13 protein-coding genes and 1 riboswitch are annotated in these 13,307 nt (G+C 73.6%); of the genes, 9 read left to right on the top strand and 4 right to left on the bottom strand.

Annotated features, from left to right (window positions below):
- The first annotated feature begins 107 nt into the window (after positions 1 to 107).
- The 3 genes from trpD to ACZ7N4_RS01030 all read left to right on the top strand — a co-directional run bounded on the left by trpD (position 108) and on the right by ACZ7N4_RS01030 (position 3,419).
- Positions 108 to 1,172 (top strand): anthranilate phosphoribosyltransferase, encoded by a 1,065-nt coding sequence (gene trpD, locus ACZ7N4_RS01040; protein ID WP_471352380.1) that lies wholly within the window; start codon positions 108 to 110, stop codon positions 1,170 to 1,172.
- Positions 1,173 to 1,246: 74 nt separating this feature from the next.
- Positions 1,247 to 1,363: riboswitch (SAM riboswitch) on the top strand.
- A gap of 135 nt (positions 1,364 to 1,498) precedes the next feature.
- Positions 1,499 to 2,860, top strand: a complete 1,362-nt coding sequence (locus ACZ7N4_RS01035; protein WP_471352378.1) for an aminotransferase class V-fold PLP-dependent enzyme — start codon at positions 1,499 to 1,501, stop codon at positions 2,858 to 2,860.
- Between the two features lie 7 nt (positions 2,861 to 2,867).
- Complete coding sequence (locus ACZ7N4_RS01030) at positions 2,868 to 3,419, top strand: outer membrane protein assembly factor BamB family protein (RefSeq protein WP_471352376.1); 552 nt, start codon at positions 2,868 to 2,870, stop codon at positions 3,417 to 3,419.
- Here ACZ7N4_RS01030 and ACZ7N4_RS01025 read toward each other — a convergent pair.
- Complete coding sequence (locus ACZ7N4_RS01025; protein ID WP_471352374.1) at positions 3,416 to 3,697, bottom strand: Lrp/AsnC family transcriptional regulator; 282 nt, start codon at positions 3,695 to 3,697, stop codon at positions 3,416 to 3,418. The two genes, ACZ7N4_RS01030 and ACZ7N4_RS01025, sit on opposite strands and share 4 nt — an antisense overlap.
- Positions 3,694 to 4,437, bottom strand: coding sequence for a rhomboid family intramembrane serine protease (locus ACZ7N4_RS01020; RefSeq protein ID WP_471352372.1), 744 nt, complete (start codon positions 4,435 to 4,437; stop codon positions 3,694 to 3,696). Before ACZ7N4_RS01020 ends, ACZ7N4_RS01025 begins: the two co-directional genes overlap by 4 nt.
- A gap of 153 nt (positions 4,438 to 4,590) precedes the next feature.
- On the opposite strand from ACZ7N4_RS01020, the gene ACZ7N4_RS01015 reads away from it, so the two are divergent.
- From ACZ7N4_RS01015 to ACZ7N4_RS00995, 5 genes are all read left to right on the top strand, one after another.
- The gene (locus ACZ7N4_RS01015) at positions 4,591 to 4,830 is read left to right on the top strand and encodes a hypothetical protein (protein WP_404069448.1); all 240 of its coding nucleotides are present in this window, start codon (positions 4,591 to 4,593) and stop codon (positions 4,828 to 4,830) included.
- 47 nt (positions 4,831 to 4,877) lie between these two features.
- Positions 4,878 to 6,221 carry an NYN domain-containing protein gene (locus ACZ7N4_RS01010; protein ID WP_471352370.1) on the top strand — a complete coding sequence of 448 codons (1,344 nt, stop codon included), beginning with the start codon at positions 4,878 to 4,880 and terminating at the stop codon, positions 6,219 to 6,221.
- Between the two features lie 211 nt (positions 6,222 to 6,432).
- Positions 6,433 to 7,473, top strand: a complete 1,041-nt coding sequence (locus ACZ7N4_RS01005; RefSeq protein WP_471352368.1) for a C40 family peptidase — start codon at positions 6,433 to 6,435, stop codon at positions 7,471 to 7,473.
- A gap of 275 nt (positions 7,474 to 7,748) precedes the next feature.
- Positions 7,749 to 8,756: a C40 family peptidase gene (locus tag ACZ7N4_RS01000; protein ID WP_471352366.1), complete on the top strand. Its 1,008-nt coding sequence runs from the start codon at positions 7,749 to 7,751 to the stop codon at positions 8,754 to 8,756.
- 27 nt (positions 8,757 to 8,783) lie between these two features.
- The gene (locus ACZ7N4_RS00995) at positions 8,784 to 9,971 is read left to right on the top strand and encodes a hypothetical protein (RefSeq protein ID WP_471352363.1); all 1,188 of its coding nucleotides are present in this window, start codon (positions 8,784 to 8,786) and stop codon (positions 9,969 to 9,971) included.
- Here ACZ7N4_RS00995 and ACZ7N4_RS00990 read toward each other — a convergent pair.
- On the bottom strand, positions 9,952 to 10,485 hold the full coding sequence (locus ACZ7N4_RS00990; protein ID WP_471352359.1) for a PadR family transcriptional regulator: 534 nt from the start codon (positions 10,483 to 10,485) through the stop codon (positions 9,952 to 9,954). The two genes, ACZ7N4_RS00995 and ACZ7N4_RS00990, sit on opposite strands and share 20 nt — an antisense overlap.
- Before the next feature lie 114 nt (positions 10,486 to 10,599).
- Here ACZ7N4_RS00990 and ACZ7N4_RS00985 point away from each other — a divergent pair, with 114 nt between their 5' ends.
- Positions 10,600 to 11,922, top strand: coding sequence for an MATE family efflux transporter (locus ACZ7N4_RS00985; RefSeq protein WP_471352356.1), 1,323 nt, complete (start codon positions 10,600 to 10,602; stop codon positions 11,920 to 11,922).
- Here the strand turns inward: ACZ7N4_RS00985 and ACZ7N4_RS00980 are convergent.
- Entirely contained in the window at positions 11,883 to 13,118 is a 1,236-nt protein-coding gene (locus ACZ7N4_RS00980) for a glycosyltransferase 87 family protein (RefSeq protein ID WP_471352353.1), read from the bottom strand. The genes ACZ7N4_RS00985 and ACZ7N4_RS00980 overlap by 40 nt on opposite strands.
- Between the last annotated feature and the right edge of the window lie 189 nt (positions 13,119 to 13,307).

The raw sequence follows: 13,307 nt of genomic DNA, 5'->3' as shown, positions 1-13,307 counted from the left end.
CGCCACGCCGAAGGGCCCCGTCCGTAACCCGGACGGGGCCCTTCCCCGTGCCCGGGGCTGGATAGGGTGGTCCACGACGGAGCAGGAATCTGTACGAGGAGCGGCTGATGAGCGCTGTGACCCCCGCTGGAGGCGACACCGCGGCGGGCCGCTCCTGGCCCGCCCTGCTGAACGGTCTGCTGGACGGCCGGGACCTGTCCGCCGACGACACGGCCTGGGCGATGGACGTGATCATGCGCGGGGAGGCGACCGACGCGCAGATCGCCGCCTTCATGGTGGCGCTGCGGGCCAAGGGCGAGACGGTCCAGGAGATCACCGGACTCGTCCGGGCCATGTACGCGCACGCGAACGTCATCGAGGTGCCCGGGCCGGCCGTGGACATCGTCGGCACCGGCGGTGACGGCGCCAAGACGGTGAACATCTCCACCATGTCCTCGATCGTCGTCGCCGGCACGGGCACGAAGGTCGTCAAGCACGGCAACCGCGCCGCGTCCTCCGCCTCCGGCTCCTCCGACGTCCTGGAGAAGCTCGGCATCAACCTGAACCTGACCCCGCGGCGGGTCGCCGAGGTCGCCGAGGAAGCCGGGATCACCATCTGCTTCGCCGTCCGGTTCCACCCCTCCCTGCGCCACGTCGCCCCGGCCCGCGCCCAGTTGGGCATCCGGACCACCTTCAACGTGCTGGGCCCGCTCACCAACCCGGCCCAGGTGCGGGCGCAGGCCGTCGGGGTGGCCGACCCCCGGATGGCGCCGATCGTCGCCGGCGTCCTCGCCGAGCGGGGGAACTCCGCGCTGGTGTTCCGGGGCGACGACGGCCTGGACGAGCTGACCGTCACGGCCCCCTCCCGGGTCTGGGTGGTCCGCGACGGCAAGGTGACGGAGGAGACCTTCGACCCGCGGGACGTCGGCATCGACCTCGTCCCGGTGGACGCCCTGCGCGGCGCCGACGCCTCCTACAACGCGGAGGTCGCCCGGCGGCTGCTGGACGGCGAGACGGGCGCCGTACGGGACGCCGTCCTGCTGAACTCGGCAGCCGCGCTGGTGGCGCTCCGGCCGACGGACGCGCCGCTCGCCGAGCAGCTCCGGGCCGGCATGGCGAAGGCCGCGGAGTCGATCGACTCGGGCGCCGCGAAGCGCACCCTGGACCGCTGGGTGGCCGTCAGCAACGCCTAGGCACCCCGGACGTCGTCCCGCGATCCGGACACGGGTTGCGGGACGACGATCACCTCGCGTACGTTCCTGTACCAGGTCATGAGTGACAGTCATGAGGCCCCGGCCGACTGTCCGGCAACCCTCCGTCCGTGGCGGGGTGCCCCGGGTGAAGACCAGGCCGTGCACAGCAAGGTGTACGGCAAGCGCGGATCCCTCACGAACCCAGGGATCCTGGTCGTCGAGGAGTCTTCCGTGAGCAAGCGAATGCGTTAGGGCCGCAGAGCCCCGCCTCCGCACACCCTTTCTCTCTTCTTCGTCTTCCCCCCTCGTCTCACGGGAGTTCCGCCATGTCCGTCTCCAGCGCTGCCTCCGACCAGACCGTTTGCGCCCCTCTGCCCGTTCTGGGGCGAGATGTCACCGTCCCGCTCGTCACCGGCGGCGAAGTCGCCTACGCCGCCCTGGACTACGCGGCCAGCGCGCCCGCCCTCCAGCGCGTCTGGGACGACGTCGCCGCGTACGCCCCGTACTACGGCAGCGTCCACCGCGGTGCGGGCTACCTCTCCCAGCTCTCCACGGACCTGTTCGAGAACGCGCGGAGCACGGTCGCCGACTTCCTCGGCTGCCGGCCCGCCGACCAGGTCGTCTTCACCCGCTCCACGACGGACTCCCTCAACCTCCTCGCGCGGGCGATCCCGGCCGACTGCCAGGTCTTCGTCTTCGAGACCGAGCACCACGCCTCCCTGCTGCCCTGGCAGGACGCGCGGGTCACCTACCTCGACGCCCCGCGCACCCCGCAGCAGGCCGTCCGGACCCTGGAGCGGGCCCTCGCCGACCGAGAGCCCCACGGCCCCGCCCTGGTCTGCGTCACCGGCGCCTCCAACGTCACCGGCGAGCTGTGGCCGGTGCGCGAGCTGGCCGCCGCCGCGCACGCCCACGGCGCCCGCATCGTCCTGGACGCCGCGCAGCTCGCCCCGCACCACCCGGTGTCCGTCAGCGACCTCGACGTCGACTGGATCGCCTTCTCCGGCCACAAGCTGTACGCCCCCTTCGGCTCCGGCGTCCTGGCCGGCCGCGCCGACTGGCTCCAGGCGGCCGAGCCGTACCTCGCGGGCGGCGGCGCCAGCCGCAAGGTCACCCGGCGCGAGGACGGGGGAGTGGCCGTCGAGTGGCACGACACCGCGGCCCGCCACGAGGCCGGCTCCCCGAACGTCATCGGCGCCTACGCCATCGCCTCGGCCTGCAAGGCCCTGACCGAGGCCGGCTGGGACACCCTGGTCGCCCGCGAGCAGCACCTCGTCCGCGCGGTCCGCGAGGGCCTCGCCGACGTCCCCGAGGTGCGGATCCTCTCCCTCTTCGGCGACGACGCCCCGCGGGTCGGCGTCCTCTCCTTCGTCGTCGAGGGCTGGAACAGCTCCCACTTCGCCGCCGCCCTCTCCGCCGAGTACGGCATCGGCGTCCGCGACGGCCTCTTCTGCGCCCACCCCCTGGTCCGCACCCTCCTCGGCAGCGACCCCCAGAGCCAGGGCGAGTGCGGTGCCCCCGAGGCGGCCCCCGGCGAGAAGTCCCTCAACGCCATCCGCGTCAGCTTCGGCGCCGGCACCCCCGACGAACACGTCGAGCGCTTCGTCGACGCGGTGCGGGAACTGGTGCGGGACGGCGCCAAGTGGCAGTACCGCACGGAGGACGGCCGCTGCGTCCCGGCGGTCTGAGACCGGCGTGCACGGCGGCGCCGCCGCGGGGCGCGGGGAGCCGCGCGGGACACACGGCGACGCCCTGCTGGCGCTGGACGCGCGGGACGGCTCCCGCAGGTGGCGGGTGTCCGCGGGCACGGACGTCACGGCCGTCGCCGTCGCGGGCACCACCCTGTTCGCGGACACCGCCGCCGAGCTTCAGGGCTTCCGTGTCTCGGACGGCCGCCGGCTGTGGCGCAGGGAGACCGACACCGGGCCGCTCGGCGCGGGCGGCCGCGCCCTGGCCGTCGGCACGGAACAGGGCCTCGTGTACGCCGTCCGGGCGGCCGACGGCTCGCGCGCCTGGGCGCACGACCTCGAGAGGAGCGCGGCCCAGCCGCGGGCGGTCGTGGCCGGCGAGACCGTGTACGTCCGCGCGGGCGACCGGGTCCGGGCACTGGACCTGGACGGGAAGCAGCGCTGGAGCGCGGCCCTCGGCCGTGACGCGGGCGACGACCAGCACACCCCGGTCGCCCACGCCGGCCGCCTCTACGTCCCTTCGGGGACGGGCATCGCCGCGGTGGAGACGACCGGCTAGTTGTCGAGGCCGATCGCGAAGGCGGCTTCCATGTCGTGCTGGGAGTAGGTGCGGAAGGCGACGTGGGTGTCCGTGGCCTCCACGCCGGGGATCTTGCTGATCCGGCCCGGGATGACCTCGGCGAGGTCGTCGTGACGGCGGACCCGGACCATGGCGATCAGGTCGTAGGTGCCGGTGACCGAGAAGACCTCGCTGACGCTGTCGAGCGCGGCGATCCCCTCCGCGATCTCGGGGATCCGGTCCACGCTGGTCTTGATCAGGACGATCGCGGTGATCACGGCTGTTTCTCTCCCTCGGGGACCGGAGCTGGGGCGGCTTTCACTCTAGTCCCACGGCCGTACCGCACCCAGGCGTAGCCGAAGCCCAGCCCGAACCCCACGAGGTGCGCCAGGTAGGCCACCCCGGGGCCGTCCGAGGCCCGCCCCGCCGCCAGCCACTGGAGGGCCGCCCACAGCGGCAGCACCACCCACGCGGGGAAGCGCAGCGGCACGAAGAACAGGAACGGGAGGAGACTGGTCACACGTGCGCGGGGGAACAGGTAGAGGAACGCCCCGAGGACCGCCGAGACCGCCCCGGAGGCGCCGACCAGCGACTGTCCGGACGTGGCGTTGGCCGCCGCGTACCCCAGCAGCGCGAGGTAGCCGCAGCCGACGTAGAAGAGGGTGAACTCCACCCGGCCCATCCGCTCCTCGGTCATCGCCCCGAAGACGAAGAGGAAGAGCATGTTGCCGAGCAGGTGCACCCAGCTGCCGTGCACGAAGAGCGCGGTGGCCGGGGTGAGCGCCGCCCCGGCGGGTTCCTCGAACAGCTCGGCCGGCACCACGCCCCAGTGCCGGAAGTACGCCCGCTGCGCGGCGAGCAGCGCGTCCCCGGAGCCGTACCCGGGGACCAGCCCGGAGGCGGGGCCGAGCGCGAAGATCAGGGCGCACAGGGCGATGAGGCCGTACGTCATCGGGGCCGAGGTGCCCCGGACCGCTCCGAGTGTCCTGCCGGCCGCCCTGCTCCAGGTGCTGATCATGACTACAGAGCATGACGTAACGGGACGCAAGCTGACAGACCGCCTCGCCGCCGTGAACGGACGGGCGGCGAGTCCCCGGCAGGCCGTAGGGTTACGAGCCACACGCGTCGGGGGACGGCGCGGACCGACACGAGAAGGAAGTAAACAGTCACCATGACGGTTCCCCTGCCGACGGCCACGACACGATGGCGCTGCACCCTCTGCGGCAACCTCACCCGGTTCGACGTCACCCGCTCGTCGAAGGTCGTCGAGTACGTCCACCTCGACCTGGCCGGCGAGTCGACCGTGGAGGAGCGCGAGGTGGTCAGTGAGACCATCGAATCGGTGCGCTGCCGCTGGTGCAACGCGGTGGACCAGGTGGAACTCGTGGACAGGCCGGGCGCCGGCTCCTGAGCGGAGCGGGCCCCGGAGAGGCTTTTTCCGGTATTGGGGTGTGACGGATGGTGGAGACCGCAGGCGGGGGGCCGGGCGACGGCACCGCTGAGGTGCTTGACCGTCCGCTGCCCGACGGCGTGCGCCGGCGTGTCGTCCAGATCGTCTCGGACGGCTTCGGCGGGCTGACCGTGGCGGAACTGCCCGCCCAGCTGAGGCAGTACGCCCGCTTCGCCCCCAACCGCCGGGCGAAGTTCGCCGGGAACGCGATGGCGGCGGCGCTGGAGACCGATCCGCTGTTCCGGCAGCGGATCGGGGAGAAGTTCAGAGAGGCCCAGCCGGAACTCTCCGGCGCCCTCGACTCCGGCTCCCCGCCCCCGGCCGCGGACCCGCTCGACGTCGCGGCCGCCGCCTATGTGCTGCGCCCCGCGGACTGGGTCAAGCTGGTCACCGCGGCCGGCGAGGAGGCCCAGCGCGCGGACGCCGAGCGCGCCGACGAGGAGAGCCGGGCCGAACTGGAGCGGCTGCGCACGGAGCTGGCGCAGGCCCGGGAGCACACCCGTGCCGAGACCGAGCGGCTGCGCGCGGAGCTGGAGTCGGCCCGCAAGGAGGCGGAATCGCTTCACCGCAAGCTGCGCGCCGCGCTCAGCGACGTCAAGCGGGGCGAGGCCGCACTGCGCAGGGTGCAGGGCGAGATGGACGCCGTGCGCACCGAGGCGCAGACGCAGGTGTCGGCCGCGGAGAGCGAGGCGCGCCGGCTCAAGGCCCGCCTGGGCGAGGCCGAGGCCGCGCTGGAGGCCACCCGCAGGGCCGCGCGCGAGGGCCGCAGCGTGGAGGACATGCGGGTGCGGCTGCTGCTCGACACCCTGCTGGACGCGACCCAGGGGCTCCGGCGCGAACTCGCCCTGCCCCCGGTGTCGGTGCGCCCCGCCGAGACGGTGGACGCGGTCGAACCGGGCCGTATGACCCCGAAGGACATCGCCGCCCGCGCACTGTCCGAGAACGACCCGGCCATCCTCGACCAGCTGCTGGCGCTGCCGCAGGCGCATCTGGTCGTCGACGGCTACAACGTGACCAAGACCGGCTATCCGCAGATGCCGCTGGAGAAGCAGCGGTTGCGGCTGCTGGGCCAGTTGTCGGCGCTCGCCGCGCAGACCGGGGCCGAGGTGACGTGCGTCTTCGACGGCGCCGAACTCGCCGCGCCGGTGCTGCTCGCGCCGCCGCGCGGGGTGCGGGTGCTGTTCTCCAAGCCGGGTGTCACGGCCGACGAGCTGATCCGTCAACTGGTGCGCGCCGAGCCGCCGGGACGTCCGGTCATCGTCGCCTCCACCGACCGGGAGGTCGCCGACGGGGTCGCGCGGGCGGGTGCCCGACCGGTGGCCTCTGCGGTACTTCTCAAGCGACTGTCCTGAAGGTCCAACGGACAGACTCAATGCCCGAATTGGCCGTATCCTCACGCAACGTAGTGTCAAACGGGCCTCACTGCACGTGAATTGTGTGCAAAGAATGCACTGCGTGACGAGATTTTTCGCTGTGGGATTTGAACTGATCACAACTGGGTCACTAGGGTCTGGCTTCGAACCTCCGAACGGGTGATCACTCACAAGAAGGAGTTCGTCCTCCGTGGCGTCCCACCGTCGACCCAAGCAGCCGAGCCGCACCCGTGTGACCGTGCTCACCACCGCTGCCGCAGCTGCCGTCGCGCTCAGCGCCAACGCCGCCAACGCCGCGCCGAGCGAGAAGCTCGGCAAGGACGAGGTCAAGGCGAAGGTCGACAAGCTCTACGAGCAGGCCGAGCAGGCGACCGAGAAGTACAACGGCGCCAAGGAGAAGCAGCAGAAGCTGCAGAAGGAAATCGCCACCATCCAGGACAACGTCGCCCGCGGCCAGGAGGAGCTCAACAAGCTGCGCGACGGCCTGGGTTCGCTGGCCACCGCCCAGTACCGCTCCGGCGGCATCGACGCCTCGGTCCAGCTCTTCCTCTCCTCCGACCCGGACGACTACCTCGACAAGGCGTCCACGCTCGACCAGTTGAGCAGCCAGCAGGTCGACGCGCTGAAGAAGATCCAGGACAAACAGCGCGAACTCGCCCAGGAGCGGGCCGAGGCCACCGAGAAGCTGAAGGACCTCGCCGCCACCCGCACCGAACTGGGCAACAAGAAGAAGGAAGTCCAGGGCAAGCTCGCCGAGGCGCAGAAGCTCCTGAACACCCTGACCGCCAAGGAGAAGGCGCAGCTCGCCGAGAAGGAGCAGCGCGCCAACCGCTCCTCCACCGAGCGCGTGGACCTCGGTGACGCCCCGCCCGCCTCCGGGCGCGCCCAGGCGGCCTTCGCCGCCGCCCAGACCCGGCTCGGCTCGCCCTACGTCTACGGCGCCACCGGCCCCTCCTCCTTCGACTGCTCGGGCCTGACCTCCTGGGCCTACGCCCAGGCCGGCGTCTCCATCCCGCGCACCTCCGAGGCGCAGGCCCAGATCGGTACGAAGATCTACAACCAGAGCGACCTCAAGGTCGGCGACCTGGTCTTCTTCTTCAACGACATCCACCACGTCGGCCTCTACGCGGGCAACGGCCAGATCCTGCACGCCCCGCGCACCGGCACGGTCGTCCGCTACGAGTCGATGACGACCATCGGCGGTCCCTTCATGTTCGGCGTCCGGGTCTGACCCCCGGCACCCCACGGACACGGCACACGGACCCGTACACGGACCGACACACGGACACGGGGGCGCCCGAACGGGCGAATCCCCGAGACGGGAACTGACTCCACGCCCCGCCGGTGACCTGCGTCAGCGGCGGGGCGTCAGCTTGTGTTGACTCCGAGGTCTTTGGTCCGGGCCCCTGTGCACGGCTACTGTCTGCCGCGTTTCCCCGGCGCCGGGGCCTCCCCGTCCCCACGCGCCGGGGAAGCGGTCTTACGTCCGCCAGCAGAAGGACTGCCGTGGGGTCCCATCGCCGCCTTGCACCGTCCGGATTCGACCGTGGTGCCCTCGCCCTGTGCGTGTTGTCGGCCGCTGCCGCGCTCGGTGCCGTACCGGCCCAGGCCGCGCCCGGCGCCGGCACCCGGGCCGAGGTGGACCGCCTGTACGAGGAGGCCGAGAAGGCGACCCAGGCCTACGACAAGGCCGACGAGCGCGCCGGCCGGCTGCGCCGCGAGGTCCGGGACACCCAGGACCACATCGCCCGGCAGCAGCAGCGCGTCAACGAGCTGCGCGAGCAGCTCGGTTCCCTCGCGGGCGCCCAGTACCGCTCCGGCGGCATCGACCCGGCGGTCGCCCTGCTCTTCTCCGCGGACCCGGACGACTACCTGGACAAGGCGTCCACGCTCGACCGCATCGGTGCCCGGCAGGCGGGCCGGCTCAGGGAGTTGCAGTCCGTGCTGCGCGCACTCGCCCAGGAGCGCGCGGAGGCGTCCGGGGCCCTCGCCGAGCTGGAGCGCAGCCGCAAGGCCGTGGCCGCGCACAAGCGGACCGTGGAGCGCAAGCTCGCCCGGGCCCGGCAGCTGATCAACGCCCTGCCCTCCGGCGAACGCGCCGCCTACGACCGGGCCTCCCGCGGCGGCCGCGCGGACCTGCCCGAGCCGGCCGGCGCCGCCGCCCCCGAGGGCCGCGCCGCCGCCGCCCTGGCCGCCGCCCGCTCGGCCCTCGGCCGCCCGTACGTGTGGGGCGCCAACGGCCCCTCCGGTTTCGACTGTTCGGGCCTGATGCAGTGGGCGTACGCGCACGCCGGCATCCATCTTCCGCGCACCTCGCAGGAACAGCGGTTCGCCGGCCGGCAGGTCCCGCTCTCCCAGGCCCGCCCCGGCGACCTGGTCGTCTACCGCTCCGACGCCAGCCATGTGGCGATGTACGCGGGCAACGGCCAGGTCATCCACGCCCCCTACCCCGGCGCCCCGGTGCGCTACGACCCGGTCGGGATGATGCCGGTCTCCTCGGTCACCCGGCCCTGACCGCGCCCGGCGCCGTACGATCGGCGCGTGGCTGGTCGCAGACGGGCGTGGAGCATCGGAGCCGTGGGGCTCGGTCTGCTGCTGCCCTCGACCGGGTGCGAGCGGCCGGCCGGGACCGACTCCGCCCGTGCCGAGGTGCAGCAGGTCCTCGACCGGCGCGCGGCGGCCCTCCTCGGCCACGACGAGACGGCGTACGGCACGACCGGCGCCCGCGCCGAGTACACCCGGCTGCGCGCGCTCCCGCTGGCCTCCTGGAGCTACCGGGTCGGTGCTCTGCGCCGCACCGCCTCCGGTGCCACCGCCGACGCCGAGCTGCGCTACCGGGTCGCCGGCTACGACCGGGCCCCCGTCGACACCCGCCGCACCCTCACCCTGGACCGCACCGCCGACGGCCGCTGGTACGTCACCGCCGACAGGCCCGCCGGGAAGACCGGGCAGCAGCTGTGGGACCAGGGCACGGTGAGTGCCGTCAAGGGCGCGCACAGCCTGGTGCTCGGCACCGGGATCTCCGCCGCAGACCTGAGGACGTACGCCCGGCTGGCCGAGCGGGCGGTCCCGGCCGTCTCCGGGGCCTGGGGCACCGACTGGAGCCGCCGGGTCGTCGTGCTGGTGCCGCGGTCCCTGGCGGGCATGGCGTCCCTGCTGGGCTCGCCCGCCGCCGACTACCGGGGCATCGCCGCCGTCACCACGGGCGAGGCGGGAGGGACGGGCCGGGCGCCGGCGGACCGGGTGGTGGTCAACCCGGAGGCGTACGCCCTGCTCGGCGACGCCGGCAAGCAGGTCGTCCTCACCCACGAGACGACCCATGTCGCCACCCGGGCACGCACCACCGCCGCCACCCCGTTGTGGCTCTCGGAGGGCTACGCCGACTGGATCGGCTACCTCGGCACCGGCCGCACCCCGGTCGAGGCCGCCCCGGAACTCGCCCGTGCCGTCCGGGACGGCGAGGTGCCCCAGGCGCTTCCCGCCGACGAGGACTTCGGCTTCACCCGCGAGCCGGCGAAGCTCGCACGGGCCTACGAGAGCGGCTGGCTGGCCTGCCGGATGATCGCCGACCGGTGGGGCGCCGCCCGGCTCGGCGCCTTCTACCGGTCCGTCGGCGCCCACCCCGGGCGGGCGGGCGCGGTCGAGGAGGCCCTGGAGAAGGTGCTCGGGCTGGCACCGGGGGAGTTCACCGCCCGCTGGCGCGAGTACGTCACGAACCAGCTCGGCTGAGCACCCCGATGGCCTCGCGGAGCCATTCCCGCTCGGCCTGCCCGGTGGCCCGGGCGACCCGCAGCATGCCCTCCCGGAACAGGTCCCCGGCCTCCTCCGCCCGCATCGGCTCGCCCTTGCGGTAGAAGAAGCTCGCCGGGGTTTCGAGGAAGTCCAGGCGGCGGCGGAGCACGGCGGCCTGCTCGGCGGGGTCGTCCAGCTGCCGCAGGAAGGCCAGGACCGTGTTGAAACGGACATGGTCGGTGATCTCCGCCTGCCCGGGGTTGCGCAGCCGCTCCCGCAGCTCCGCGCGTCCCGCCGCGGTCAGGGACAGCATCCGGCGCGGGGCGGCGCTCACCCCGTCCTCGGTGCGCTGGTCCAGCAGGCCGGCGGCGACGAGGCGGTTGATGGCCGGGTACAGCGCGCCGTCGCTGACCGGGCGGACGTGTCCGCTCAGCGCGCGGATGCGGTCCTTGAGTTCATAGCCGTGCAGCGGCTCCTCGGCGAGGAAGCCCAGGATCGACAACTCCAGCACGCGCGTACCTCCTTGCGGCTCTCCGGACCCCCATGCTACCTCTTATCGAGTTACCTCGTTTCGAGGTATCCGGAAGTGCGCCAGAAGGCCTCACCGCCACCGAGGAGCCGGACCGTGAACGCCCACCGCAAGCAGCTCGTCGCCCTCGCCCACCCCGTCTACCTCTCCCTGCTCGCCTCCGTCGCCTCCGGGATCATCAACACCGTCTGGGTCTCCGGGCTCGGCGGTGCCGCCGTCGCCGCCGTGGCCGTGGCGACCAACACCGAGAACGTGCTGCTCGGCGTCGCCCTCGTCTTCGCCTCCGGTACGACCGTGCTGGTGGCGCACGCCCGGGGGGCCCGCGACCCGGCCGCCGTACGGGCCGCCGTGCGCGGGGGCTGGGCCCTGTGCGCGCTGGTCACCCCGGTGGTCGCGGTGGGCGGCTTCCTGCTGCGCGAGCCGCTGGCCCGCCTGGTGCTCGGCGCCGGCGACCCGGCCGCGGTGCGCCTGGCCACCGCGTACTTCGCCCTCTCCCTGCCCGGCACGGCCGTCTTCTTCGTCCAGCAACTCGTCGACGGCATCCTCAAGGGCGCCGGCGACACCCGCACCCCGATGCGCCTCGCCCTGCTGGCCAACGGGCTGATCCTGGTCTGCGACCCCGTCCTCATCCACCTCTACGGCGTCCCCGGCGCCGCCGCCTCCACCGTGCTGTGCCGAGCCGCCGCCCTCGTCCTCGGCCTGCGCGCCCTGCGCCGCACCGCCCTGCTGCGCGCGGCCGCCCGGACCCCGGCCGCCGCCTCCCTCCCGGCCGCCCTGCGCCGCACCCTCGGCACCGGGCTGCCCATGTCCGCCGACTTCACCGTGCGGCAGGGCGGCGCCCTGGTGCTGGTCGCGATCGTGGCCCGGCTCGGCGTCACCGCGGTGGCCGCCTACTCCATCGCCTACAAGGTCATGTACCTCGCCACCATGGCCTTCTACGCGGTGCGGCAGGCCGCCGCCATCCACACCGCGCACACCCGGGGCACGGGCCGGGACGCCCGCCGGGACATCGGCCGGCAGGCGGTGCTCGTCGCCGGGACCGCCGGCCTCACGGCCGCCGCGCTGTTCGCCGCCACCGCCCCCTGGGCCATGGCCGCCTTCGGCGCCGGCCCGGAGGTCGCCCACCAGGGCGTGCTCTTCCTCCGCTGCATCGGCCCCTACCTGCTGCTGATGGCCTGCTTCATCGCGCTCGGCGGGGTCTTCGAGGGCAGCGGGGGAGCGCCCGCGCTGCTGCGGATCACCCTGCTCGGCACCGCCGTCCAGCTGCCCCTGGCCCACGCGCTGTCCGGCCTCGGCCTGCCCGGCGTCTGCCTGGCGCTGGCGCTCGCGATGGCCGTGCAGTGCGCGGCCGTGGCGGCGCTGCTGCGGCGGGCCCGGCGTCAGGAGGAGACGGGGGTCTCCTTCGCGCGGGTGGCCTGAGGCGGGAAGGGGGAGGGCGCGGCCGGCGGTACGGTCGTCCGCCACAGCCGGCGGGCCGCCGTGACCGTGGCCGCGACCAGCAGGCCGTTGCGCACCGCCAGCAGCGTCACGCCGTACCAGTCGCTCAGCACCACGTGTGAGAAGCCGAGCGGGAACTCCAGGACCGTCACGAAGGACGCGAGGAGGACCAGCAGCGCGGGCGTCCCCATCCGGCTCGCCCGGTGCGTCAGGCACACGGCGGCCAGACCGACCAGCCACACCAGGTACTGCGGGCTGATCACCCGGCTGGTCACCGTGAACAGCAGCACCGCCGTCAGCGCCGCGTCGGCGAGGGTGTGCGGCTCGAAGCGGGCCGCGCGCAGCCGCCACAGCAGCAGCCAGCCGAAGGCGGCCCCGGTCAGCGCCAGCGCGGCCGTGCTGACCTGGTCCACGTACGGGCCCAGGAACTCGATCGACCCGTAGTTCAGCAGCACCTCGCCCCGCCAGCCGTAGTGCCGGGCCACATGGAAGACCAGCGCGCCCAGTGACTCCACCTCGGTGCCCCGCTCCCGCTGGAAGGTCAGGAACGCGAACGCCCCCGGCATGGACACGGCGAACAGCAGCGCCAGGCCCGCCGCGGTCACCACCGCCGACGCCCAGGCCCGCCGGCGCACGGCACCGACCAGCAGCAGCGCCGGCCACACCTTCAGCAGTGCCCCCACCGCCGCCAGCGCGCCCATCACCCGCGGGCGCCGCGCCCCGGCGAGCAGCGCCGCCACGGCCACCGCGGTCACCATCACGTCGTAGCGGGCGTACACCGTGGGCCCCAGCAGCGGCACGCCCGCCACCCACACCCAGGCCCCCCGCGGCGACCGCCCGGCCCGCCGGCCCGCGAGCACCAGCAGCGCCGCCACGACGGCGTCGGCGAGGCAGGCCAGGACGAAGAAGGCGTGCGGGTAGGACAGGAAGGGCAGCACGGCGGGGGAGAGGACGGGCAGCGCCGCGGCCGGCGGGTACTGCCAGGTCACGTCGTCCAGCGGAAACGTTCCTTGCCGCAGGACCTCGTACCAGCCGCGGTAGATCACCGACACGTCCGAGGTGACGTCGGGGCCAGGGAAGGCGTACACCCGGAAGACGAAGAGCAGCAGCACCGCACGAGTGACGCCCCAGGTCCCGAGCAGCCAGGCCAGGGACCGCCCGGCACCCTTCGTCTCCACGTGATCCCCTGCCGTCCGATTCCCGCGTCGCTTGCCGTGCCGTCGATCACCGTGCCGTCGATCACCGTGCCGTCGATCGCCGTGCCGTTCGAATCCGCTTCGAGCGACCATGATGTCCCGCGCGGCTGTGCGCCGGCCACAGACTCGGCCGGGCCCGGCCGCGGACGGCCCATTCGGTAGGGTCGGCGG

This window comes from Streptomyces sp. NPDC107654 (genome assembly GCF_055639035.1).
This window is presented reverse-complemented; position numbering and strand designations above follow the sequence as displayed.